Source organism: Vibrio sp. 10N.222.51.C5 (assembly GCF_041474575.1).
GTDB lineage: Bacteria > Pseudomonadota > Gammaproteobacteria > Enterobacterales > Vibrionaceae > Vibrio > Vibrio crassostreae_C.
The window spans coordinates 43,427-68,758 of record NZ_JBFRUJ010000018.1; the positions used below are offsets into that span (position 1 = coordinate 43,427).

Consider the following 25,332-nt stretch of genomic DNA (forward strand, 5'->3'; position numbering starts at 1 on the left):
CAAAAATGAATAATAACCTCCCCATCAATAAGTGGAGAGCTAAATACCTAAAAAAACAAAAAACAAACAAAATAAACACAGATCACACTTTTATAAAATACACTCAAAAACAACCACTTAAACAAAAAAGATATAATAAAACAGTGTTCATTTTTTAGTTTTATATCATTTTACTAACTGACCATGGAACTTTAGAGGTAAAAAGTAACCCATGGATTGCACTGGCATTTTCAGACTTCTGTTCTAATCATGATTATGAAGCCTGATTAATACAGGCAATACACAAAAGGGTTCAAATCCTTAATAAAACTTCTATGGACAGTAATTAGGAAATAATAACATGAACAAGACTATGATCGCGCTTGCTGTATCTGCTGCAGCTCTTGCTACTAACGCAGTGGCAGCCGACGGTAAACAAGCTGGTGATATTGCCGGTACTTCTGTATACAGCTCAAACGGCACTTCTCTAGAGATCGGTGGTCGTGCGGAAGCTCGTCTATCTCTAAAAGATGGCAAAGCTGAAGACAAAACACGTGTACGTCTTAACTTCCTAGGTAAAGTTGAAATCCAAGACGGCCTATACGGTGTTGGTTTCTACGAAGGTGAATTCACAACTAACGAAGACGGCGGCGCGACTGATAACAGTGATAGCAGCGATATCACTAACCGTTACACATACGCAGGTATCGGCGGTGACTTCGGTGAAGTAACTTACGGTAAAAATGACGGTGCGCTAGGTGTTATCACTGACTTTACCGATATCATGTCTTACCACGGTAACTCAGCAGCACACAAAATTGCTGTAGCTGACCGTTCAGACAACATGCTTTCTTACAAAGGTCAATTCCAAGACCTAGGCGTTAAAGCTAGCTACCGCTTTGCTGACCGTCAAGAAGGTGTTGTTAATGGTTGTAACATCGGTGAATACTGTGACAACGATGCTGATGGCTACTCGCTATCTGGTATCTACGCAATCGGCGATTCTGGCTTTAAGCTAGGTGCTGGTTACGCTGATCAAGACGAGCAAAACGAATACATGCTAGCAGCTTCTTACCGCACTGAAGCTCTATACTTTGCTGGTACGTTCACAGACGGTGAGCTAGCGAAGAAGAACGGTGATTACACTGGTTACGAATTCGCAACAGCATACACACTAGAAAAAACAGCATTCACGCTAACGTACAACAACGCAGAAACTGACGGTGAAACTTCAGCTGACAACGTTGCAATCGATGCGACTTACTACTTCAAGCCGAACTTCCGTACGTACATCTCGTACAACTTCAACCTAATCAGTGAAAATGACACTATTGGTACTGTAGGTTTTGGTAACGGTACTGCATCTAAAGCAGACGCTGAAGACGAGCTAGCTCTAGGTCTACGTTACGACTTCTAATTCTGATTACCTAATGATTCATTAGTTAATTGAGAATCAAAACGCCCGCTCTCTAGCGGGCGTTTTTTATATCTGTATACTGAAAACATCAGCCATCCAAGACAATCTTCTATGCGCCTTCTATCCACACTACTGCTATGTAGTTTTTCCATTAGCGCTTTATCTGTTAACGCATACGCCCCGCTAGATACACTGCCCGATGGTAGTAGTACGAGTTTGATCATCAAATCGTTAAGCAATGGTTCAAGCGAGCTTAATACCAATAGCGATGACTTTTATCCACCAGCCAGCACGTTAAAACTGGTGACGGCTTTAGCGGCCAAGCTAGAGTTGGGAGATGACTTTCATTACACGACTAGCATTGTTCGTTCTGGCAATGATTCAATCATTTCATTTAGCGGCGACCCAACACTGCAACGTGAGCAGCTAAAAAGCCTGTTAACTCAATACGCTAAGTCTCAATCCAGAACCATCAAGGGCAATTTATATCTGGATAACACAGCTTATACCGGCTATCAGCGAGCGGTGGGGTGGCCTTGGGACATTCTAGGGGTTTGTTACAGCGCGCCTTCTAGTGCAATGACCTTAGACAGCAACTGCGCACAAGCCTCTATTTATACAAAAGATAACGGTAGCACTCGCGTTTATATTCCCGCTCATTATCCGATAGACGTGACAACCACCGCAGCCACCGTAACTCGCTCAGGGCAGAAGGCGACACAATGCGACTTAGAGCTCATTACTACTCCAGACAACGCTTACAAGCTCTCTGGTTGCTTAGTAGAGCGTAAGAAGCCACTGCCGCTCAAGTTCGCGATTCAAAACCCAGAGCTTTATACCTATCAAGTCGTTACATCGCTTCTCAAAGAACTGAAAATAGAAGTAAAAGGTGATGTGATTATTGGTAAAAAAGCGCAAGCAGACAAAACCACGTTAGTCGCTAGTCACAACTCAGAAAAGCTTCCTGAACTGCTCGATATCATGCTCAAGAAGTCAGATAACCTTATCGCAGATAATCTAACTAAAACGCTAGGAGCAACATTTTATGTTCAACCGGGCAGCTTCAATAACGGCACTGAAGCAATAAAACAGATACTGCTGACCAAGGCTAATATTGACCTCAGTAAAGCGCAGCTCGTCGATGGTTCAGGGTTATCCAGAAATAACCGAATGAGGTCACAGACCATGGCTCAAGTGCTTCGTTATATCTGGGAAAACGATCAACAGCTCAGCCTGATTGAGGCTATGCCTACATCAGGTGTAAATGGAACGCTCAAGTACCGTCCAAGCATGAGAAAAGCACCGATTCAGGGCAACATCACAGCCAAAAGTGGTTCTTTGTACGGAACGTACAACATGGCGGGATATGGTTTAGATGAGTCCGGGAAACCAAACTCTTTGTTTGTGCAGTTTATTCGTGATTACTTCCCTGAAGAGCAAGATCCAGACAGACCGGTAGAGGCTCCAATCACCCAGTTTGAGCGTGCTTTCTACAAAGATGTAGTTGAGTTCAGTCAAACACAAAGCAAATCGAAGTAATGTTTGGCTCTGTGTAAACTTCTACTCAAACAATAAAAATGGCGCTGAAGACCTTCAATCTGCAGCGCCATTTTTGTTTCTCAGATGTATTTAGCTATTTTTATAGGTGCCTATTTTTATAGGAGCTAAGCGATACCGAGGAATGAGTTAACCACAGTGAAGTAGATCCACATTCCTGAGATATCCACTATCGATGCAAGTACTGGACTTACTAACACCGCTGGATCAAGCTTAAATAGCCTAGCGACTATCGGTAACCCGCCGCCAAGCACGGTTGATATGGTCACCTGAATGAACAGCGCTACCGCAATCGCTAACGCAATCATGTTGATGTCATAGCCACCTGTCGATTGGTTTTCGCTAAATAGCAGAATACGTCCAATCATCACTACGGCAATCGCTAGAGCTAGACAAATAGCAACTCTAAACTCTTTCCACAGAACGTGAGCCCATTGGCGTTTTTTCAACTCACCTGTGGCTAAGGCTCGGATCACCAAAGTCGCGGCTTGTGTTCCGGTGTTACCACCAGCAGCAGCAATTACCGGCATGTAGATTGCCAAAAGTACTAACTGACTGAGAATGTCTTCATACTGAGCAATGATAAGCCCTGAGACGATTCCCAATAGTGCTAACGCAATAATCCAACCGATACGCTGCCTAACGTGGCTCATGACGCCAGTAGAAAGGTAGCCCTGCTGAGGTTCTACCTCTGAGTAGATCAGCCCTAGTTGGTGAGCTAGATGTCGAGAACGCTTCTCAAAGCCCTGCTCCTCTAACTCACTAAGTAGAGCTTGAATCGTACTTAGAGAGCATTGCCCTAATACAAGTACTGCATCTTCAAGCGGCATACAGTTGAGAAGCCTAACTTGCTGCTCACGCCCGTATTGCTGAAATGCATTCGATACAGCTTGGATGTCTTGCTCTGAGTACAGAGCTTCAATAGATAAAAAAGTGTTGTTCATTACCGTCATGGCGAATCTCCCGATTGGCAAAGGTAACGACCATCAAAACAAATAGCCTATAGCTAATACACCAAGAGCGTACAGCTAAGCGCACCAAGAGCTGAAAGCTACTGATGTGTCTACTTGTTAGAATCTAGTGTGTGGAAAAGAATGCGGGGGAAAACAAAGATACCCTACCTGAACGGCAGGACAATAGATCAATACCGAGACAGGTTATTCTTCTCCATTCAAACTAGGAGGATGGTCGGTATTGTTCATAAAAATCTCCAGAATTACTGTCAATTTGACAGCGCGCATAGTGTAGCAATAGCCGTTCAAAAACTTCGTCAAATTCCTGTCAATAAATAGGGGTCAATAAAAAAGGCATCCGTAGATGCCTTTTCGTTAAATCATTGAGATTTAATATTACTTAATAGTAATACGAGCAAACTTACGCTTACCTACTTGGTAAACGGCAGTACCTGCTTCAGGCACGAATTTGCTGTCTTCAATCTTCTCGCCTTCAAGCTTAGCAGCGCCTTGCTTGATCATACGCATCGCATCAGAAGTCGAGTTTACAAGACCCGCTTCTTTTAGAACGTTCGCAATTGGCAGGCCTGCTTCGAATTCAAACTCCGGCATTTCATCAGGAACTTGGTTCTTAGCAAAACGGTTAACGAACTCTTGCTCAGCGGCTTCAGCATCTGCTTCACTGTGGAAACGAGCGATGATCTCTTTAGCAAGAAGCACTTTAACGTCACGCGGGTTCTTACCTGCATCAACGCCAGCTTTCAGTTCCGCAACTTCTTCAAGAGGACGGAAAGACAGCAGCTCGTAGTAGCTCCACATTAGATCGTCAGAGATAGACATGATCTTACCAAACATCTCGCTTGGTGCTTCGCTAATACCGATGTAGTTATGCGCAGACTTAGACATCTTCTTAACACCGTCTAGACCAACAAGTAGTGGCATCATTAGTACCGCTTGTGGTTTTTGACCTGCTGCTTTTTGCAGTTCACGACCCATTAGAAGGTTAAACTTCTGGTCAGTACCGCCAAGCTCAACGTCGCTCTCTAGTGCAACAGAGTCGTGACCTTGTAGAAGTGGGTACATGAATTCGTGGATTGCGATCGGTTGACCACCAGCGTAACGCTTTTTGAAGTCATCACGCTCAAGCATACGAGCAACAGTTTGGTTAGAAGCAAGACGAATCATGCCTTCAGCGCCAAGCTCAGATAGCCATTCAGAGTTGAAACGAATTTGCGTCTTCGCAGGATCTAGAATCTTGAATACTTGCTCTTTGTAAGTTTCAGCATTCTTCAATACGTCTTCGCGGCTTAGCGGTGGACGTGTTGAGTTTTTACCTGATGGGTCACCAACCATTGCAGTGAAATCACCGATAAGGAATGTCACTTCATGACCAAGCTCTTGGAAAGCACGAAGCTTGTTAAAGATAACCGTATGGCCTAGGTGGATATCTGGAGCTGTTGGATCGGCACCCAGCTTAATGCGTAAAGGACGACCTTCTTTTAGTTTTGCAATCAGTTCGTCTTCTGGAATCAGTTCTTCTACGCCACGTTTGATCTCGGCTAGTGCAGCTTCAATACTCGCCATTCTTGTTCACTCCCACAGATTTGGCAAAAATACATTAATTAGACATCTTACTTGAATAGCGATGTATTTTGAAACCAGTTACACTATTCTGTCGTCGATTTTCATAATATTTACAGAACGAACCGGAACATGTTGTCTATTTTTGCACGCCTTCCTATTTTGCACCGGGCTTTTATCGCATTTTTTAGTGCCATAATTTTCGTCGCGATTTTCTTACTCCCCGACGTCAACAGTTTGCGTGACGATTCGGGCGCTTTAGTTGTGGGAAAACATTACCCACTGACTATCAATGCCTCTGCACTTATTAGCTCAAGTGACGCTCCACCGACGGCAGTGCTCAATTGGGAGAAATACACCGTTCGCTCTGGCGAAAGCACCTCTGTTTTATTTGAACGTATTGGCCTCTCATACCGTCTGCTGATCACGCTACTCAATACCAATAATGATATTAAGAAGCAGCTGTCTAACCTAAGACCTGGTGATGTCTTGCAGTTCGGCTTTGATGAAAACAACGACCTTATTCAGTTAAAACGACAACTTAGTGCGTTTGAAAGCTTCAAGATCACTAAATCTGGCGATTCTTTCTCATCAAGTTTCGACAAAAAAGAAGTGGTATACCAATACAATTATGCCGAAGCCAACATCACCTCTAACTTCTGGAACGCTGGCGTCAGCGCAGGTTTAACCGCAAACCAAATTATGGAACTGGCCGGCATCTTCGGTTGGGATATCGACTTTGCGTTAGATATTCGTAAGAACGACAGCTTCAAAATCTTATACCAAGAGAAAGTGGTTGAAGGTGAAGTAGTTGGTCGCGGTAAGATCATGGCAGCCGTATTCAAAAACCAAGGCGATTCATTTACCGCGGTATTGGATGATAAAAGCGGCAACTACTTCGATGAAAATGGTCGTGCGATGAAGAAGGCGTTCTTGCGCTCACCAATTGATTTTCGTCGCGTAACATCGAACTTTAACCCTACCAGGAGACACCCAGTAACCGGTAAGATTCGAGCTCACCGCGGTACTGACTACGCAGCCCCTGTTGGCACGCCTATCTGGGCAGCCGGTGACGGTATTGTTCAGAAGTCAGGTTACAACCAATTCAATGGTAACTACGTGTTCATCCGCCACAGCAACACCTACATCACCAAGTACCTGCACATGAAGCGACGTATGGTGAAAACCGGTCAGCGCGTAAAACAAGGCCAAACCATTGGTACTTTGGGCGGTACAGGCCGTGTGACTGGCCCGCACTTACATTATGAATTCTTGGTTAATGGCGTACATAAAAATGCGCGTACCGTGAAATTGCCTCAATCCAAGTCGTTAACTGGTAAAGCAAAAGCAACCTTTATTGCCAACTCAGAGATTCGATTAAGAAACCTTGAGCGATACGGTCAGTTACTAGCGACTAACTAGGCGTTTGTAGCTTCACTGCAAAATAGAAAAATGCAAAGAGCGCCCATCAAGGCGCTCTTTTTTATGCTCACATACCACAACTAGCTACTGTTTTTCAGGTTTGTTGTTCCGTCCAAGCATTAACAAACAAGGGGTTAATACTAAAGTCAGCACCGTGGCAAACGCCAAACCACCAGCAATAGCGGTCGCAAGCTGTGACCACCATTGTGTACTTGGCGCGCCAAACTCTATCTTTTGATTAATCAGGTCGATGTTCATCTCTAACACCATCGGCATTAAACCTAAGATAGTCGTAACCGTCGTGAGCATTACTGGCCTTAAACGCTGAACACCGGTTCTTAGAATCGCATCTCGCTTGTCCAAGCCTCTTTTGATGAGCTGATTATAAGTATCAATCAACACGATGTTGTTGTTCACGACTATGCCGGCGAGCGCTATTACCCCAATTCCCGACATCACAATGCCAAACGGACGTTGGAAGATCAGTAAGCCAACGAACACGCCAACGGTCGAAAACAATACAGCACTCAGAATCAAAAACGCTTGATAGAAGCTATTGAACTGAGTAATCAGAATCAAAGCCATTACCGCCAAAGCAACCAAGAAAGCACTTTGTAAAAAGGCTGACGAGTTTTCTTGTTCTTCGTTTTGACCACGGATGCGAAATTCCACGCTACTCGGCAGCCCTAGCTCACTCAATGCTTGTTCGATCTTTGGTAGTTCGAGAGCAAGGTTATACCCTTCTTCCATATCCGCCATGATGTTCACCACACGCTTGCCATCAAGGCGTTTAATGGTGTCTTGCTTATGGTCGGGAACGATCTGAGCGAAATTAGTAATAGGTACTAAACCTGCTGGCGTTTTCACCCTAAGCTGGTCGAAGCGCCCGATATCACGCTTATCATTAGGGTAGCGCACCAAGATATCGACCTCTTCTGAAGAGTCATCGGGCAGATAATCACCAATCTTGAGACCATTAGTCACGAATTGAACGGTATTACCCACCAAGGTCGCATCAGCAGCAAAGCGCGCGGCATCGTCGCGGCGAATATCCACCTTCCAATCGATGCCGTCTTTACTCGCGGTATCACTGATATTGGTCAGTGCTTGATTACCATCAGCCCAACCTCTCACAATTTTTGCAGCCTGATTAAGTTGCTCTGGCGTTCGTGCCGATAGCTCAATCACTAAGTCATTTTCAACCGGAGGCCCTGCATCAGGAAACTTATATTCAATCTCAACACCAGCGTATTGGTCGGTCTGTACTTTTAGCTCATCAATGATCGCTTTAACGCTGCGGCGGTATTGCCAGTCAACAGGCGTAATTGAGATCAAACCAATCTGGTCGTCACCACCAGTACGCGTGTAAACGGTATCAAACTCATCATGATTGAGCATCATCAGTTCAATATCACGCATGATGTCATCCTTTTCTTGGATAGACAGATCACCATGAGAACGAACTTTGACATTAAAGAATGGCGGATCAACCTCAGGAAAGAACTCTGCACCTAGGCCCGCTTTGGAGTAAGTAAACCCAACCGCAACCGCGAGCAGTATCGCACTACAAAGAATCTTAAAGGGGTGCTTAATCGCGATCGACAGTGTGTGGTAGTACGCCTTGGTTAAGCCTGTGGCTTGTGAAAATTCGCCATTATGCAGTGCAACCATTCGAGCTTGGCTCTGAGACGATACGTATTGCGGTTTGCCAATCAAACCGCCTAATACGGGCACAAATAACAGTGCCATGATCAATGAGGCAGTTAATGTCGCGATCAGTGTTAATGGCAGGAACTTCATGAATTCGCCAGTCACATCCGGCCAAAACAGTAACGGAGCAAATGCGGCTAAGGTTGTTGCCGTCGATGCGGTTATCGGCCACGCCATCCGCTTCGCTGCATCTCGGTAAGCGGCTTTGCGCCCTTCACCCTCTTGCATTCGCCTGTCTGCAAACTCGGTCACCACAATCGCACCGTCTACTAGCATCCCCACCGCCATAATCAGCGAAAACAGCACCACGATGTTAACAGTTAAACCGAATACAGACAGAACCAATAACCCCGTCAGGAATGAACCAGGAATGGAGATACCCACCAATAACGCAGTACGCACACCAAGAATCGCGATGATAACGATCACCACCAAAATGATGGCGGATAGAATATTGTTTTGAAGATCATTAAGCATGATCTTCACATCTTTAGATTCATCCCAGGTGTATTTGACCAACAGGTTATTTGGCCATTCCGCTTGCTGCTGAGCGCCTGCCATTACCGCTTTGACTAGCTCAACGGTTTCGATGATATTCTCACCAGCACGCTTCTTGATATCCAACACCACCGCAGATTTGCCATCTAAACGAGCAAAGCTTTCAGGATCTCGAAACGCTCGACGAACCGTGGCCACATCGCCAAAAGTGACCACCTGCTTGCCATCGACTTTAATAGGTAGCTCAAGCACATCCTTTAAGGAATTAAACACCGAAGGTACTTTGACAGAGAAACGCCCATAACCCGTATCAACAAAACCAGCGGCAACCACTCGATTATTCAGAGCGATCAAGTTATAGATATCCGCTTGATCTAAGCTGTAGCTCTCCATCAATAACGGATCGACAATGATCTCAACAATGTCATCGCGATCGCCCGCAATATCGACTTCAAGAATTTGGCGATAGCTTTCTAACTTATCTCCAAGCTCTCGGGCAATTTGCACTATGGTGCGCTCAGGAACGGTACCGAATAGCACAACAGACAGAACAGGCTGCTCAGACGCGAGCGTCACCTCATTCACGGTCGGCTCATCACTGTCTTCTGGTAATTTTGGTTTGGCTAAATCGACAGCATCACGCACATCAGCCATCGCTTTGGTGAGATCAACGCCAACATTAAACTCCAACACAACTGAGGCGTGGCCTTCTGCTGCGGTTGCGGTCATCTCTTTTACGCCTTCAATCGACCTCAGCTCTTGTTCTATCGGCCTAACCAATAAACGTTCTGCATCGGTTGGCGAAATACCTTGGTGCCCAACAGAGACGTAAATAATCGGGATAGTAATATCGGGGCTCGATTCTTTGGGGATCGTGATATAGGTGACAACACCAGCAACCAAGATAAGCGCCAAAAGGGAAAGCATTGTTCGAGCACGAGACAAGGCTGCATCAATAATTGAATACATCGGCAATCTCCTACTCTGCGGTTACATTTGAGAGTTCAGCACCTTGCTCAACAGCAATCACAGAATCACCATCACGCACAAAGCCTTGACCTACGGTTATGATGTCGACGCGTTGACCTAGCCCAGTGAGCCACACTCCATCTTGTTCGGCCTTTACTAGCTCAATGCCTACAAACTTCACCGTTGGTGAGTCACTAGCAGAAACCAAGGTTTTGACCCCAAGGTTACCCGACTCATCCAATGCCAGCATCGCCGGTGTTATCTTGATTGCGTCTCTTGTTTCTAGGTTGAGTTTTACTTCGGCACTGACACCTGCAGGTAATAGGCCTTTGGAGTTATCGATTTCAATCTCGATTGGAAAAGTATTGGTAGAAGCAGAAGAGATTCGAGAAACATAACGCAGACGACCTTCCGCTTCTTCTCTTCCCAACAAGCGAACCAAGGCGGACTGATTAACTAACAAATGCTGAATATGACGTTCACTGACATCGGCTTCGATGACCAGAGGATCGAGGTCAATCACGCCCGCAACCGGATCACCAACCCCAACAAAGTCACCAAGCTCTACCATCAAATCTTGAACCACACCAGAGAACGGGGAAGTAATTACAGTATTCTTTAAAGCCAATTCCGCATTGCGCATCATAGCTTTTGCTTCTGTTAATGAAGCCTCTGCTGTGGTGTAGGCGATTTCGCCTTGCAGCCCTCTTTTCTTCAATGACTGCGCCGCTTTGAACTCTTTCTGCTTCAAGCGATATAACGCAGATGCTCGCTCTAGTTGAATTTCTAAATCACCCTTATCTATCTGGGCAATGGCTTGTCCAGCTTTAACTATATCCCCCTTAACAACATTCAGTCGGACGACCTTACCTGCAACTTCTGCTCCTAATCGGGCGTGCCTATCGGGCGCCGTTCGTCCATAGAGATCAATGGTTTTAAAGGTCGGTGATGAAGTGAATGTTTGAAAGGAAACCTTAGCCAACGGAATTTCTGTCGCCTTTTTTTCAGGTGACTCTTCTGCTTGCCCTACGCCTAAACCAAGCCAGATCGACAACAACACGACTAGAGTCAGCGAAACCAGCCACGGCTGCTTCAATTTCTGAAAAAGTGGTGAGTTAGAAAAGAGAGTGGGCATAACAAATCCTTTTGTCCGATGTAATTCAGGCGCGCTAGTTGGCTTAATACCGTGATGTGCAACTTCCTTATGCACAAAGGTAACCTTAACAGACCAATCCTCAACGAAGTTGGACGCTATCGACAGTTTAAAAAATATGCCGTGTACTAAAAATGACAAAATAGAAGGTTGGAATGGTTTTAAAAGCAATAACTTAATATGTCTTAGCAATTTTGAGGCTGCGTGAAAAACAAGAGCCTTGCCAAGAAAGGAGCTTTGTTATGAAGAGAAATTTGGGGATATAAAAACAAAAACGCCGAACATAAGTTCGGCGTTTACAACCTTCTGGTGTAGCTTTCAGCTAAAGCTGTCTTTTAACTCTAGCTATCTTTCAAGCTATACGCTGAATGATGCACCACAACCACATGTTGTTGTCGCGTTCGGGTTGTTCACAAAGAAACGAGCGCCTTCTAGGCCTTCTGTGTAATCAACCATGCCGCCCATTAAGTACTGTAAGCTCATTGGATCAACAACCAGCGTTACACCGCTGTTTACAATCGTAGTGTCGCCATCATTTACTTTTTCATCAAATGTGAAGCCGTATTGGAAACCGCTACAACCACCACCTGTAATGTATACACGCAGTTTTAGTTCTGGGTTTTCTTCTTCAGCAATTAGCGTTTGTACGCGGGTAGCTGCTGCATCAGAAAAAGACAATGGGATATTTACTTCGCTCACGACAACCTCTCTTACCTGTGTCAAAAACAACATGATACAAATCTAATTCGAGACCATAGTTGTTGAGTATTTTCTTATATTCTGGTGATTATCTAATACCTGACTGAAACGTTCAAGTATTCACCACAGGATCGGCCCTTTTACTGCTGTAAACTCGCCAATATCTAACAATTAAAACGTGTAACCACACAAAACAACCAGATTCGGGTGATTATCTGGGCGAAAGCATTCCTAGTTGGATTAGGGATAGGTACAATGCGTGCCAATTGGTCCGACAGTCAAAAGAGGATATATCAATGACCAAATCAGCAGAGCTGTACGAAAAAGCACAGCAAACTATTCCTGGTGGCGTAAACTCTCCAGTTCGTGCATTCAATGGCGTAGGTGGTTCTCCAATCTTCGTTGAACGCGCTGATGGCCCACTTATTTTTGATGCTGATGGTAAAGCGTATATCGATTACGTTGGCTCTTGGGGTCCAATGATCCTTGGTCACAACCACGCTGTTATTCGTGATGCTGTGATTGCAGCAGCTCAACGCGGCCTTAGCTTCGGTGCTCCAACCGAAACTGAAATCAAAATGGCTGAACTTGTATCTGAGATGGTTCCATCAATGGAACAGCTACGTATGGTGAGCTCAGGTACAGAAGCAACCATGAGCGCGATTCGTCTAGCTCGTGGCTTCACTGGTCGTGACAAAATTCTTAAGTTTGAAGGCTGCTACCACGGCCACGCAGACAGCCTACTTGTAAAAGCTGGTTCTGGCGCGCTGACTTTAGGTCAACCAAGCTCTCCTGGCGTACCGGCTGACTTTGCTAAACTGACACTAACGGCAACCTTCAACAATCTAGATTCAGTACGTGAAATCTTCGCAGCAAACAAAGGCGAGATCGCTTGTATCATCGTTGAGCCAGTAGCGGGTAACATGAACTGTATCCCTCCTGTAGAAGGCTTCCACGAAGGTCTACGTGAAATCTGTGACCAAGAAGGTGCATTGCTAATCTTTGATGAAGTAATGACAGGTTTCCGCGTTGCTGAAGGTTGTGCTCAGGCTTACTACAACATCAAGCCAGACCTAACGTGTCTTGGTAAAGTGATTGGCGGCGGCATGCCTGTGGGCGCTTTCGGTGGTCGTAAAGACGTGATGCAATATATTGCACCAACTGGCCCTGTTTACCAAGCGGGTACGCTTTCAGGTAACCCTGTTGCAATGGCTGCTGGCTACGCATGTTTGAACCTTCTACGAGAAGAAGGCAACGAAAAGCGTCTAGCTTCAAAAACTAAGCAGTTGGCAAAAGGCTTCAAGCAACTTGCTGACAAGCACGGCATCCCGATGCTAGTTCATCAAGTTGGTGGTATGTTTGGTTTCTTCTTCACTGACCAAGAAACTGTGACGTGCTACGAAGATGTAACTAAGTGTGATGTAGAACGCTTCAAGCGCTTCTTCCACCTAATGTTAGATCACGGTGTTTATCTTGCACCTTCAGCATTCGAAGCAAGCTTTACTTCTCTTGCTCATGGTTCAAAAGAACTTGATGCAACACTAGAAGCTGCTGACCGCTCTCTTGCGATCATTGCTGCTGAAAGCAAATAATCGAAAGCACTTTATAAGTCGCTAAACGATTGAATTTAGGGCTGCATTAAATGCAGCCCTTTTTTATATATCGCGCTCACCAGCCACAAATATGACAACTTATTTAGCCGTCGACTAAGGCTAAAACTGAACCAAAAGCGATTAACGTTCCCAGAAAAGGAAAACCAACAACATCAAGGTACCAAGGAACATTCTGAACCAAGGGATCTCTTTTTTTGTTTGCTGTTCTTCGTCTTGGCATTTCTTATCTTTATTACAGCATCCCATTATCAAAACTCCTCATTGCTAACTCTCTGTTTTGCAGCCATTATAAACTCAGAACGCAAATATAGAGACCATTACCGTGTCAGAAAAACTCAAAATCAATACCAGCCACTGGGTGATAATCATCGCCCTACTCGCGGCGGCTTATGCTTGTTACCTGCTTATCGAGCCATACGTTAACTCTATCGTGATGGCCTTTATCATTTCACTGTTGATGTTCCCGATCCACGAGTGGCTTGAAAAGAAGATTCCGAATAAAGAAAACATCGTCTCGTTGCTGTCTTGTATCATCCTGACTTTCATTATTGTTATCCCTTTATTGGCAGTATTCGCAGCAATTGTTCAGCAAGGTTCCCTGTTCTCTCAAAACACCTACCAATGGGTAACACACGGCGGCATTCAAACTCTGTTCGCACACCCATTGGTGGTCAAAGCGCTGTCATTCGTGAACAACTACCTGCCTTTCGACAATATCGAACCACAAGCCATCGCACAAAAAGTCGGTGAGTTTGCGACCAGCTTTGGTTCTAAGCTAGTTGGTATCAGTGCGAAAATCTTAGGTGACGCGACCAATTTCTTAATGGACTTCTTCTTGATGTTGTTTGTTCTGTTCTTCTTATTAAGAGATCACGACAAAATCATAAGTGTGGTTCGTCATATTCTTCCGCTATCTCGTAGCCAAGAAGACAAGCTTCTAACAGAGATAGAACAAGTATCGAAATCAGCAGTAATGGGCTCATTCTTAACAGCAATCGCGCAAGGTTTTGCCGGCGGTTTAGGTATGTGGATTGCAGGTTTCCCAGGCCTATTCTGGGGCACTATGATGGGCTTTGCCTCATTCATCCCTGTTGTGGGAACAGCACTAATCTGGATCCCCGCGGCGACCTACTTGTTCCTAACTGGTGATACCACATGGGCAATTTTCCTAACGGTTTACTGCGTGGCAATTGTTGGATCAATTGACAACCTTCTGCGTCCGCTTCTAATGCAAGGCAGCGCAGGCATGAACACCCTAATGATTTTCTTCTCACTGCTGGGGGGTATTCAACTGTTTGGCCTAATTGGTCTTATCTACGGCCCGCTGATTTTTGCGATTACTATCGTCCTATTCAACATCTACGATGAAGAGTTTAAGGACTTTTTAAATCAGCAAGACAAGAGTTAAAGTGCTCTTCAATCACTTACTTGCCGAACGAGTATTAAACACTTCAAGCTTTGGGCGGATTATGCGAAAATCCGCCCTCATTTTTTGCTAACGATTCAATAGAGTGTCCTATGTCAGCTTATATTGCCCCAAGCCAGATTGCTGAGCGCCAACTTGCCTACTTTGAAGGCAAACATGTTTTAGTTGCCGGTGAGGCTGAAGACTTATTCCCTGTTGAATTAGCCAAGCATTGTGAATCTGTCTCTGTGTTCACCTCTAATTACAGCTACTACCGTCAGCTTGAAGGTTATAGCAGCATCCAACGTTTTTACGGTGCTGAGTTTACCGAAGAGACCAAAGCTGACTTAGTGATGCTCTACTGGCCGAAAGCCAAAGCGGAAGCGGAATTTCTGTTGGCGATGTTATTTGCTAAGCTAGGCAAAGATACCGAAATCGTCGTGGTTGGTGAGAACCGCTCAGGCGTGAAAAGCATCGAGAAGATGTTTGCGCCTTACGGCAAAGTCGTTAAATACGATTCAGCACGTCGCTGCTCTTTCTACTGGGGTCAATGCTTCGAGCAACCACAAGCGTTCAACCTGCAAGACTGGTTTAAGACCTACACGGTTAACATTGATGAACAACCTCTGACGGTAAAAAGCCTTCCTGGCGTCTTCAGTCACGGTCAATTCGATGTCGGTAGCCAACTTCTGTTGGATACTCTGCCAAAACTAAAAGGCAAGGTACTGGATTTTGGTTGTGGTGCAGGCGTGTTAGGTGCGGTTATGGCATCTCGTAACCCAGATATTGAGCTAGAAATGTGCGACATCAGTGCATTTGCCGTAGCATCAAGCCAAGCCACACTGGAAGCGAATGGTTTAACTGGTAAAGTCTTCGCGTCAGATGTCTATTCTGATACAGCACAAGACTACCAATTCATCATCAGTAACCCACCATTCCATTCAGGTTTAGACACTAGCTATAGCGCGACTGAGACCTTACTAGCTCAGGCCCCTACGCATTTGAAGCGCTCTGGTGAGATGATTATTGTCGCAAACAGTTTCTTAAAATACATCCCAATTATTGAGCAAGCGTTTGGAAAATGCGCGACTCTAAATAAGACCACCAAATTCGCGATCTACCACGCAAGTAAGTAGCATCTCTAGCACAGCGCAGGGTCATTATCTGCGCTGTCTGTTCATATTTTTATCAAAACTCTATAAAAGTGAGCTTTTGCACACGCTTTAAATACCACTTACTTGTCAAAGTAAAAAAACTCGTTAATTTCGTTAAATTGGAAACCATTAATTCTATTCTCTGTACTTGTTTTCGCCCCTTTTAGCAGTACATCAAAGGAAAGTAGTACCCAATTTATGTTTAGATTTTATCGTAAGCAGAAGTTTAAGCGCCTTCAAAATACCCTAATGCTGGCATTTCTTGTCCTCAGTATTACCCCAGTGACACTTATCGCGATCTTTTTCCTTCAATCGCACAGTCAGGACCTTCAGGAACAAAGCACCTCACACCTTGTTTCAGTCCGTGATACTAAGCAGCAACAGATTGTCGACTACCTACAAGCTCAAGAATCCCAAGTGATGGGCTTTGTTCGCTCTGAACTAGCCAATGCCAGTGGCGGCCGATTCTATGGTTTGATCAATGCATTCCAACGTCTAGGGTTAGATATTGACGAAGCACGCAGTAATGCGCAGCAACGCTACATTCAAGGATCGGGCGATCAAATCAAAACATCGATTCTTCCTGAATCCAGTAGCTTCATTGGCAGTGAGCGTTACCGCCTACTGCACAAGCGCTACCATAACGCTTACCTAGAGTTGCTTAAACGCTCCGATTTTGACGATATTCTATTGGTTGATATTAACGGTAACGTTGCTTACTCCGTCTTTAAAAATGACGATTACGGCACTAACTTGCTGACAGGTAAATACAAAGATTCAAACCTAGGCGTTACCTTTCAACGGCTCGCTAAAGATGTCACCGATCGCCGTAAGTCTAATGAGGATTACACGCCTGTTATCGTTTCTGACTTTAAAGACGAGAATGGCAAACAGACCGCATGGTTAGGAGCACCTATTGTTCAACAAGGCTACCTACACAGTTACGCGATGTTTAGATTACCTATCAACGGCATTACTAAGCTGATTGCGGATCTCAACAAGAGTTCGAATATTCAAACGCTGCTTGTAGGTGATGATCACCTGCCGCGTAGCCTTGCTCATTCACAAGAATCTATCAACTTGAGCTTAGATGTTGTCGATAAAGCATTGGCTGGCGAAACAGCGGTTGGCACCTTCGACAACACCCTAGATCAAGCGATCATCGCAGCATATACACCAATTGAGCTGAAATACGCAACATGGGCTCTTGTCGTAGAGCTGCCAGAGAAAGAGGCGTTTGCTCGTATTCATCAGTTAGAAAAGATCTTCGTGATCGTGATGCTAACGGCGATCATTCTGGTAGTCGTTGCATCGCACTATCTGTCTAACTTCATCACATCCCCACTACTCAAACTGACGTGGGCTGCCGAGAAAGTATCTGCGGGTGATCTCGATGAAACCATGATCAATACCGAGCGCAAAGATGAAATAGGCCGGCTCGCGGTGAGCTTCGAGAGAATGCAGCGCTCGATTCGTGAAAAAATGCAGCTCATCAAAAACCAAAACGATGAACTTGAAGACAACCTTAAGACAATTCAAAAGCAAAACGAAGAGTTGCAACTGGCGAACAAACTTAAAGATGAGTTCCTAGCTACTACTTCACACGAATTGAGAACACCACTGCATGGCATGGTGGGTATTGCTGAAGCGCTGATATCCGGAGCGAATGGCCCCATCCCTGCTAACCAGAAGTATCAGTTGGATATCATCATCAATAGCGGTCAGCGATTAGCAACCTTGGTTGATGATCTGCTTGATTATCACAAGATGCGCTATGGCAGCTTAGACATTAAGAAATCAGCTGTTGATTTATCTGCAGCCACCAGCTTGGTCCTAGAGTTATCTCATCATCTATTGGGCAACAAACCGATCCGCATCATTAACCAAGTCCCAAGTGATTTAGGGCTAGTCTCATCGGATCCTCAACGACTTGAGCAAGTGATGTATAACTTAGTTGGCAATGCCATCAAGTACACCTCTGAAGGTAAGATTGTTATCTCTGCCAGCGTTATCGATGACAACATTCGTGTACAAGTTGTCGATACAGGCCAAGGTATACCGGCCGAGTACCTTGAGCACATCTTTGAACCATTGATTCAAGCAGGCCAAGATGCGAGTAACTACCGCCAAGGTGCAGGGCTTGGATTATCGATCAGTCGTCAGTTGATCGAGCTAATGGGCGGTTCACTGTACGTAAGTAGCCAACCAATGCTTGGCACTACGTTTAGCTTTACCCTGCCCTTAGCTACTCAAGATGAACTGGACAGTTACAACGAATCTGGTCATTACTCGCACTTCCAAGCGCCCGATTTAATAGATAACAGCCAACAAGAAAACAGTGTTATCAGTGAAAACCCAGATGGCCCGTTACTGGTTATCGCCGATGATGAGCCGGTTAACCTGCGAGTATTAGACAGCTTCTTGAAGTTAGAAGGTTATCGAGTACGTACTGCATGTGACGGTCCGGAAACCATTGAACTGATTGAAAAAGAGAAGCCAGAGCTGCTTCTGCTCGATATCATGATGCCAGGTATGAGCGGCTATCAGGTTTGTGAAGCTCTGAGAAAGCAATATGACCATGCTCAATTGCCAATCATCATGCTAACGGCACTCAACCAGGCAGAAGACCGTGTTCGAGGTTTCGAAGCAGGTGCCAATGACTACTTGTCTAAACCGTTCAACAAACAAGAACTGGCGGCTCGAATTACAGCGCATCTATCAGCAAGTAAAGCCGAACAGAGACGCCTTGAAAACGATCAACTGCAACTCGAGCTCAAACACAGAGCTATGGTTGAAGCTAACTTGTTAGAAACTCAAGGGCGCTTATTAGAGCAACTAGAATCGGCACCTGAAGCCATCATCTGTATTCGTGATGACCAACGTATTCGCTTTGCCAACGAAGCGGCGGCAAAACTATTCAGACGCGGACAGGAACAACTTAAGCGCTCTATGGCCGACGAGATCATTGCGCCTAAATACCTTAAAGTGGAGCAAGCCCACTACTGCGGTGACATTGATATCTATATAGATGACACACGTCAGCGCATACCGAGTGACATCCTTAAGCTACCTGAAGGCTCAGGGCTCGACACCATGTATATCTTTAATGTCGGTGGTGGTGTTAACTCAAACCGAATCAATAACCTTGAAACGGCGGTTGAGGCTCTCTCTAGTTATGCCTTTGAAGGCGACAAAGATAAGTTACAACAGCTGAAAGAGCTTGGCGGAGAATTTACTCGTCTGGCTGACAAGGCAACCGGTGAAGGTAAAAACAAACAAGAGTTGATGCGTGAAGTACTGGTCGATGCGATGACGAATGCCATCATCTACTGGGAATCGGTGACTGGGGAAACCAAGTTTGCTTTCGCCGAGAAGAGTGGCTTGTGGCGCGTCTACTTAGACCGCAGTACGTTGCAAACTCGAACGCTAGACAAATACCTACGCGTCGAAACCCTACCGAAAACGCCTCGCTGGCGAACGGTACTGAGCTCAATCGAATTCATACTGGAACACTGTAAAGAACAGACGCCAGAAAGAACCCATATTGAGATGCTAAGGGATAAACTGCAGAAACTACTGACCAGTTAAACCCTGAACCAACATCACGATACTTTGAATAATGGAGCCCACCTAGCGTGGGCTTTTTTGTACGCCTCATAAACACAAAAAGTAGAATCCCAACGCTTGCAATGCACTTTTTTCACGTCTTTAAACAAGGAGGAATTCACGCCAATTACGCACAGTACGTGCTGGTAACCGTCAGTACTTTTCGTTCTATTCTCAATCATATCTGACCGTTATCTGACTCTTTGTTGCAGTTTGAGAAGCGAGTCACAACAGAACGGCAGATTTAATTTTCTAGGGAAATTTAACGTAAAACTGGCAAGTGACCGAGATCTACAATTATACCAACGTAGGGTAAGGCATTATAATAAAAAGCCTTTAAAGTTAGTGGCCACTTACAACCTGCAAGAACCTCAAAACCAAATGCGAGTCACATCACTTTAACAATTGCGTACGAAAAACCACCAAAGCAACCTATTTTGACGTTAATGACGTGGGGTTGTGTGTTTTTAACGTTTTTGACGGGAAACGAGTTTGATTAATTCATCGATAAGGTGTTTTCTTACTCCTGCCAAAGGCCTACAGGCCACTCTTACCACTTCTCAGAATCAACGATGAATCTGGAGCAACGAAGAAGAGGTAGGCCTTTAACCAGAGTGTGTATCTACTAAACAATTTAGCGACAGATAACATTCAATCCATTAGTGAAATGAAAGCAAATAGTAAGGAACAGCTATGCTTGCCAATATAAAAAAAACAGCAATAGCAACAGCAATTATTGCAACTGCTACAACAGGTTTTGCATCAGTAGCAACCGCTGCAGAACGCAGTGAACTGACCGTTCACCCGAAAGAGTACACTACATTCGTACGTAACTTTAACCCGTACCTTGGTGCTACTAACCTACATACTACAACTGACTTCATGTATGAGCCGCTAGTAGTATTTAACGAAATGCACGGTAACACTCCAGTGTTCCGTCTAGCTGAAAACTTCAAGATGTCAGATGATCTGATGAGCGTTGTTTTCGACATTCGTAAGGGTGTTAAATGGTCAGACGGAGAAACTTTCTCTGCTGATGATGTTGTTTTTTCTTTCAACCTTGTAAAAGAGAAGCCAGAGCTTGACCAATCTGGTATCAACTCTTGGGTAACTTCTGTAGAAAAACTGAACGACAACCAAGTTAAGTTCACACTAACAGAAGCAAACTCAAACGTACCTTACGAGATTGCTAAAGTACCTGTAGTACCTAAGCACATCTGGAAAGACGTTAAAGATCCATCAACGTTTACCAATGAGAACCCGGTAGGTTCTGGTCCATTTACAGAAATCGATACGTTTACAGCGCAGCTATACATCCAGTGTGCAAACCCGAACTACTGGGATGCAGACAACCTAGATGTTGACTGTCTACGTGTTCCACAAATTGCGAACAACGACCAATTCCTAGGTAAAGTTGTAAACAGTGAAATGGACTGGACGTCTTCTTTCGTTCCAGATATCGATCGTACATACGCAGCAGCTAGCCCTAAACACCACTACTGGTACCCGCCAGCAGGTACACAGGCATTCATCGTTAACTTCAAGCACCCTGATGCTGCGAAGCATGAAGCATTGAGCAACGTTGACTTCCGTCGTGCTTTCTCTATGGCTCTTGACCGTCAAACTATCATCGACATCGCATTCTACGGTGGCGGTACTGTAAACGATTTCGCATCGGGTCTTGGCTACGCGTTTGAAGCTTGGTCTGATGAAAAAACTCATGACAAGTACAAAGGCTTCAACACTTACAACGCTGAAGGCGCGAAGAAGCTTCTTGCTGACGCTGGCTTCAAAGATGTAAACAAAGATGGTTTTGTTGACACTCCATCAGGCAAGTCTTTCGAACTAATGATTCAATCGCCAAACGGCTGGACTGACTTCAACAACACAGTTCAACTAGCGGTAGAACAGCTAAACGAAATCGGTATTAAAGCAAAAGCTCGTACACCTGACTTCTCTGTTTACAACCAAGCAATGCTTGAAGGTACATACGACGTAGCATACACAAACTACTTCCACGGTGCGGATCCATACACGTACTGGAACAGTGCTTACAACTCATCACTACAATCTGGTGATGGTATGCCTCGTTTCGCAATGCACTTCTACAAAAACGACAAGCTAGATGGTCTTCTAAACAGCTTCTACAAAACAGCTGATAAGAACGAGCAGCTAGACATTGCACACGGTATCCAGCAAATCATCGCTGCAGACCAAGTGACAATCCCTGTGATGTCTGGTGCTTACATGTACCAATACAACACAACTCGCTTCACTGGTTGGTGGAACGAAGAAAATCCAAAAGGCCGTCCAAACATTTGGGCTGGTATTCCAGAGCGTCTACTTCATGTACTGGACCTAAAACCAGTTAAATAAGTAATCGTTCAATCCTTGCGGCGTAACCTCTTACGCCGCTTATAAAAATCCCCACACTCTCAATTGAAAGTATGGCGCTAGTCGTCAGGGGATTTTTCGTTCCAAATTTCGCTAGGAGCGACCTGAATCCAGAAACAGGGAAACAATCTGGGTGAGTAAGGTGTGAGTTATGGGTTATTTTTTAAGACGTTTGTCATTTTATTTTGTCGCGCTATTAGTTGCTGCGACGTTAAACTTTATTATTCCAAGAGCAATGCCTGGTGACCCAGTTACCATGATGTTTGCGAACGCTTCTGTACAAGTTACTCCAGAGCGTATTGCTGCAATGAAAGAACTATTAGGCTTCGTTGATGGTGGCTACTTAGTTCAATACGTGGCGTACATGAAGAACATTCTTAGCTGGGAACTTGGTACATCAATTCAATTCTACCCACTTTCTGTAAACACACTGTTGGGTGGAGCATTCGGTTGGTCGCTTTTCTTAGCCGGCACCGCAGTTATTCTTTCTTTCTCGATTGGTTCAATCCTAGGTATTTTCGCAGCGTGGAAACGCGGCAGTAAGTACGATGCCTTCGTAACGCCAGGGATGCTGATTCTACAAGCCGTTCCTCAAGTTGTTATCGCGATGATTGCACTATTTACCTTTGCAATTGGCTTGAAGTGGTTCCCAACAGGGTATGCCTACACCGCTGGTACTATACCTGATTGGACAAGCTGGGCATTCATTAAAGATGTCGCTTACCACGCCTTCTTACCACTGTTCTGTGCTTCTGTTGTTCAAATTGGTGGCTTCCTAGTAAACATGCGTAACAACATGATCAACCTATTAGCCGAAGACTACATCACCATGGCGAAAGGCAAAGGCCTGAGCGAAAACCGAGTGGTATTCAACTACGCAGCTCGTAACGCGATGCTACCTAGTGTGACAGCCCTGTCAATGTCGCTAGGTATGGCAATCGGCGGTCAGTTAATTATCGAAATCATCTTTAACTACCCAGGTCTTGGCAGCGTACTTTTCAACGCAATTAACGCTCGTGACTACCAAGTACTGCAAGGTCAGCTGCTTATCATGACGCTATTCATGCTGTTCTTTAACCTAGTTGCAGACATGCTTTACGTTGTTCTTGACCCTCGTCTTCGTAAGGGTGGTAAATAATCATGAAAGACTTTTTAAAACTCATTTGGCGTAACCCGATGGCCCTAACAGGCGTCATCATCCTAAGTATTTTTATTCTTGGCGCGATTGCAGCTCCATTAATCACCAAACATGTACCAGACAAGCGTACAGGTAACCCACACGAATATCCTGGTTTCGTGGTGAAGTCTGCACAAACTAACCCTGATGGCTGGGTTGCTCAAAATCTAGCAGACGACCGTCGTACATTGATCATGTCTAAAAAGGCAGACCACGTACTAGGTACAACTCGTATGGGTCGTGACGTTTGGTCTCAAGTGGTATACGGCGCACGCGTATCTCTTGCTGTAGGTTTTGGTGCGGGTCTAACCGTATGTTTACTCGCAACTGTTATTGGTGTTTCTGCAGGTTACTTCGGTGGCCGTGTCGATGACGTTCTAACAGCCGCAATGAACATCATGCTGGTAATCCCTCAATACCCATTACTGTTCGTAGTAGCAGCCTTTATCGGTGAGGCAGGGCCACTCACCATAACCTTGGTTATCGGCTTTATGTCTTGGGCTTGGGGTGCCCGTGTTGTTCGCTCCCAAACCTTAGCACTGCGTGAAAAAGAGTTTGTAAAAGCCGCTGAAGTTTTGGGTGAATCTTCATTCCGCATCATCTTCGTAGAGATTCTGCCAAACCTTATCTCTATCGTTGGCGCAAGCTTCATCGGTTCGGTGATGTACGCAATCATGATGGAAGCAACCATCTCGTTCCTAGGTCTTGGTGACCCGAACACAATCAGCTGGGGCATCATGCTTTACAACGTTCAAACCTCTTCATCAATGCTGATTGGCGCTTGGTGGGAACTGTTGGCTCCTTGTATCGCATTGACACTACTTGTAACTGGTCTTGCTCTACTTAACTTCGCGGTCGATGAAATTGCTAACCCGCAACTGCGTTCTCACAAAGGCATGAAGCGTTGGAAGAAACTAGCAGCTCAAGACAAAGAAGAACGTGAACCAGAACTACCACCACAAAATGCACTTTGGAGCGGAGATAAATAATCATGTCTGAACCACTAATTTCTATCCGCAACTTATGCGTGGATTACATCACAGAGTCTGGCGATGTTCGTGCGTGTAACAACGTAAGTTTCGACATCGCTCCAGGTGAAGTCTTCGGCCTAGCTGGTGAATCTGGCTGTGGTAAATCAACGGTCGCTTTCTCTCTTATGCGTCTTCATAAGCCGCCCGCTTACATCAGTGGTGGTGAGGTTATCTTCAACGGTGAGAACATCCTTGAATACAGTGATGACCGTATGCAGTCGTTCCGTTGGAGTGAGATGTCGATGGTATTCCAGAGCGCGATGAACGCACTCAACCCAGTACTACCGATGGAAGAGCAGTTCTGTGACGTAATCATGCGTCACACCAACATGACTCGTGAGCAAGCTAAACAACGTGCTGAAGGTCTACTTGAAATCGTAGATATTCACCCGAGCCGATTGAGTGATTACCCTCACCAATTCTCTGGCGGCATGCGTCAGCGCTTAGTTATCGCTATCGCGTTAGCACTGAATCCAAAGCTGATCATTATGGATGAGCCGACAACCGCACTTGATGTGGTTGTGCAACGCGAAATCCTACAAAAGATCTATGCACTAAAAGAAGAATTTGGCTTCTCAATTCTGTTCATCACCCATGACTTGTCATTGATGGTCGAGTTCTCTGACCGCATCGGCATCATGTACTCAGGTGAGCTAATCGAAGTGGCTAACTCTCAAGATATTCTAGAAAACCCTTACCACCCTTACACCAAAGGGCTGGGAAATTCTTTCCCTCCACTGACAGGGCCAAAGACAAAGTTAGCAGGTATTCCGGGTAACCCTCTGAACCTGTTAGAGATCCCTGAAGGGTGTCGTTTCCAAGCTCGTTGTGACCGTGTACATGAAAAGTGTACCAAGGTGCCAACCAAGCTGCGTTCTATCGACCCGGGACATTTGTCTAACTGCCACCTGTACGGTGACCCAATAGTACAAAGGAAGCTATAGCTTGCACGCTGACTCAGCGTGAATAACGAACAAGGCGGCTCGACCGCCTAAAAACAAGCAAAGCGAATAA

17 protein-coding genes are annotated in these 25,332 nt (G+C 45.1%); 11 read left to right on the forward strand and 6 right to left on the reverse strand.

The genetic code is table 11. From position 1 onward, the window contains the following. Nucleotides 1-340 precede the first annotated feature (340 nt). Both AB4558_RS06965 and dacB read left to right on the forward strand, forming a co-directional pair. Complete coding sequence (locus AB4558_RS06965) at nucleotides 341-1,396, forward strand: porin (RefSeq protein ID WP_372128473.1); 1,056 nt, start codon at nucleotides 341-343, stop codon at nucleotides 1,394-1,396. Between the two features lie 111 nt (nucleotides 1,397-1,507). Next, nucleotides 1,508-2,935: a serine-type D-Ala-D-Ala carboxypeptidase gene (dacB, locus tag AB4558_RS06970; protein WP_372158412.1), complete on the forward strand. Its 1,428-nt coding sequence runs from the start codon at nucleotides 1,508-1,510 to the stop codon at nucleotides 2,933-2,935. Between the two features lie 125 nt (nucleotides 2,936-3,060). Here the strand turns inward: dacB and AB4558_RS06975 are convergent, their stop codons facing one another. Next, on the reverse strand, nucleotides 3,061-3,906 hold the full coding sequence (locus tag AB4558_RS06975; protein WP_372158415.1) for a magnesium transporter: 846 nt from the start codon (nucleotides 3,904-3,906) through the stop codon (nucleotides 3,061-3,063). A gap of 396 nt (nucleotides 3,907-4,302) precedes the next feature. Further along, nucleotides 4,303-5,490 (reverse strand): tyrosine--tRNA ligase, encoded by a 1,188-nt coding sequence (gene tyrS / locus AB4558_RS06980; RefSeq protein ID WP_017059402.1) that lies wholly within the window; start codon nucleotides 5,488-5,490, stop codon nucleotides 4,303-4,305. 129 nt (nucleotides 5,491-5,619) lie between these two features. Here tyrS and AB4558_RS06985 point away from each other — a divergent pair, with 129 nt between their 5' ends. Then, complete coding sequence (locus tag AB4558_RS06985) at nucleotides 5,620-6,909, forward strand: peptidoglycan DD-metalloendopeptidase family protein (RefSeq protein ID WP_065584911.1); 1,290 nt, start codon at nucleotides 5,620-5,622, stop codon at nucleotides 6,907-6,909. Nucleotides 6,910-6,993: 84 nt separating this feature from the next. Here AB4558_RS06985 and AB4558_RS06990 read toward each other — a convergent pair whose 3' ends face one another. The 3 genes from AB4558_RS06990 to erpA all read right to left on the reverse strand — a co-directional run bounded on the left by AB4558_RS06990 (nucleotide 6,994) and on the right by erpA (nucleotide 11,938). Next, nucleotides 6,994-10,086, reverse strand: a complete 3,093-nt coding sequence (locus AB4558_RS06990; RefSeq protein ID WP_372128470.1) for an efflux RND transporter permease subunit — start codon at nucleotides 10,084-10,086, stop codon at nucleotides 6,994-6,996. A gap of 10 nt (nucleotides 10,087-10,096) precedes the next feature. After that, nucleotides 10,097-11,221 carry an efflux RND transporter periplasmic adaptor subunit gene (locus AB4558_RS06995; RefSeq protein ID WP_372127809.1) on the reverse strand — a complete coding sequence of 375 codons (1,125 nt, stop codon included), beginning with the start codon at nucleotides 11,219-11,221 and terminating at the stop codon, nucleotides 10,097-10,099. Between the two features lie 375 nt (nucleotides 11,222-11,596). Then, nucleotides 11,597-11,938 (reverse strand): iron-sulfur cluster insertion protein ErpA, encoded by a 342-nt coding sequence (erpA, locus tag AB4558_RS07000; protein WP_004734539.1) that lies wholly within the window; start codon nucleotides 11,936-11,938, stop codon nucleotides 11,597-11,599. 296 nt (nucleotides 11,939-12,234) lie between these two features. Here erpA and hemL point away from each other — a divergent pair, with 296 nt between their 5' ends. Next, nucleotides 12,235-13,530: a glutamate-1-semialdehyde 2,1-aminomutase gene (hemL, locus tag AB4558_RS07005; protein WP_010436060.1), complete on the forward strand. Its 1,296-nt coding sequence runs from the start codon at nucleotides 12,235-12,237 to the stop codon at nucleotides 13,528-13,530. A 141-nt stretch (nucleotides 13,531-13,671) separates the two neighbouring features. Here hemL and AB4558_RS07010 read toward each other — a convergent pair whose 3' ends face one another. Further along, nucleotides 13,672-13,797 (reverse strand): hypothetical protein, encoded by a 126-nt coding sequence (locus AB4558_RS07010; protein WP_004734537.1) that lies wholly within the window; start codon nucleotides 13,795-13,797, stop codon nucleotides 13,672-13,674. A 76-nt stretch (nucleotides 13,798-13,873) separates the two neighbouring features. Here AB4558_RS07010 and AB4558_RS07015 point away from each other — a divergent pair, with 76 nt between their 5' ends. From AB4558_RS07015 to AB4558_RS07045, 7 genes are all read left to right on the forward strand, one after another. Further along, on the forward strand, nucleotides 13,874-14,959 hold the full coding sequence (locus AB4558_RS07015) for an AI-2E family transporter (protein ID WP_052878843.1): 1,086 nt from the start codon (nucleotides 13,874-13,876) through the stop codon (nucleotides 14,957-14,959). Nucleotides 14,960-15,069: 110 nt separating this feature from the next. Further along, nucleotides 15,070-16,092, forward strand: a complete 1,023-nt coding sequence (rsmC, locus tag AB4558_RS07020; RefSeq protein WP_102433056.1) for a 16S rRNA (guanine(1207)-N(2))-methyltransferase RsmC — start codon at nucleotides 15,070-15,072, stop codon at nucleotides 16,090-16,092. Nucleotides 16,093-16,308: 216 nt separating this feature from the next. Beyond that, nucleotides 16,309-19,698: a response regulator gene (locus tag AB4558_RS07025; protein ID WP_055319598.1), complete on the forward strand. Its 3,390-nt coding sequence runs from the start codon at nucleotides 16,309-16,311 to the stop codon at nucleotides 19,696-19,698. A 711-nt stretch (nucleotides 19,699-20,409) separates the two neighbouring features. Beyond that, nucleotides 20,410-22,092 (forward strand): ABC transporter substrate-binding protein, encoded by a 1,683-nt coding sequence (locus AB4558_RS07030; protein WP_017056650.1) that lies wholly within the window; start codon nucleotides 20,410-20,412, stop codon nucleotides 22,090-22,092. A gap of 169 nt (nucleotides 22,093-22,261) precedes the next feature. Continuing rightward, entirely contained in the window at nucleotides 22,262-23,248 is a 987-nt protein-coding gene (locus AB4558_RS07035) for an ABC transporter permease (protein ID WP_017059409.1), read from the forward strand. 2 nt (nucleotides 23,249-23,250) lie between these two features. Then, nucleotides 23,251-24,276 (forward strand): ABC transporter permease, encoded by a 1,026-nt coding sequence (locus tag AB4558_RS07040; protein WP_017056648.1) that lies wholly within the window; start codon nucleotides 23,251-23,253, stop codon nucleotides 24,274-24,276. A 2-nt stretch (nucleotides 24,277-24,278) separates the two neighbouring features. Next, the gene (locus tag AB4558_RS07045) at nucleotides 24,279-25,262 is read left to right on the forward strand and encodes an ABC transporter ATP-binding protein (protein ID WP_017059410.1); all 984 of its coding nucleotides are present in this window, start codon (nucleotides 24,279-24,281) and stop codon (nucleotides 25,260-25,262) included. The last annotated feature ends 70 nt before the right edge of the window (nucleotides 25,263-25,332 follow it).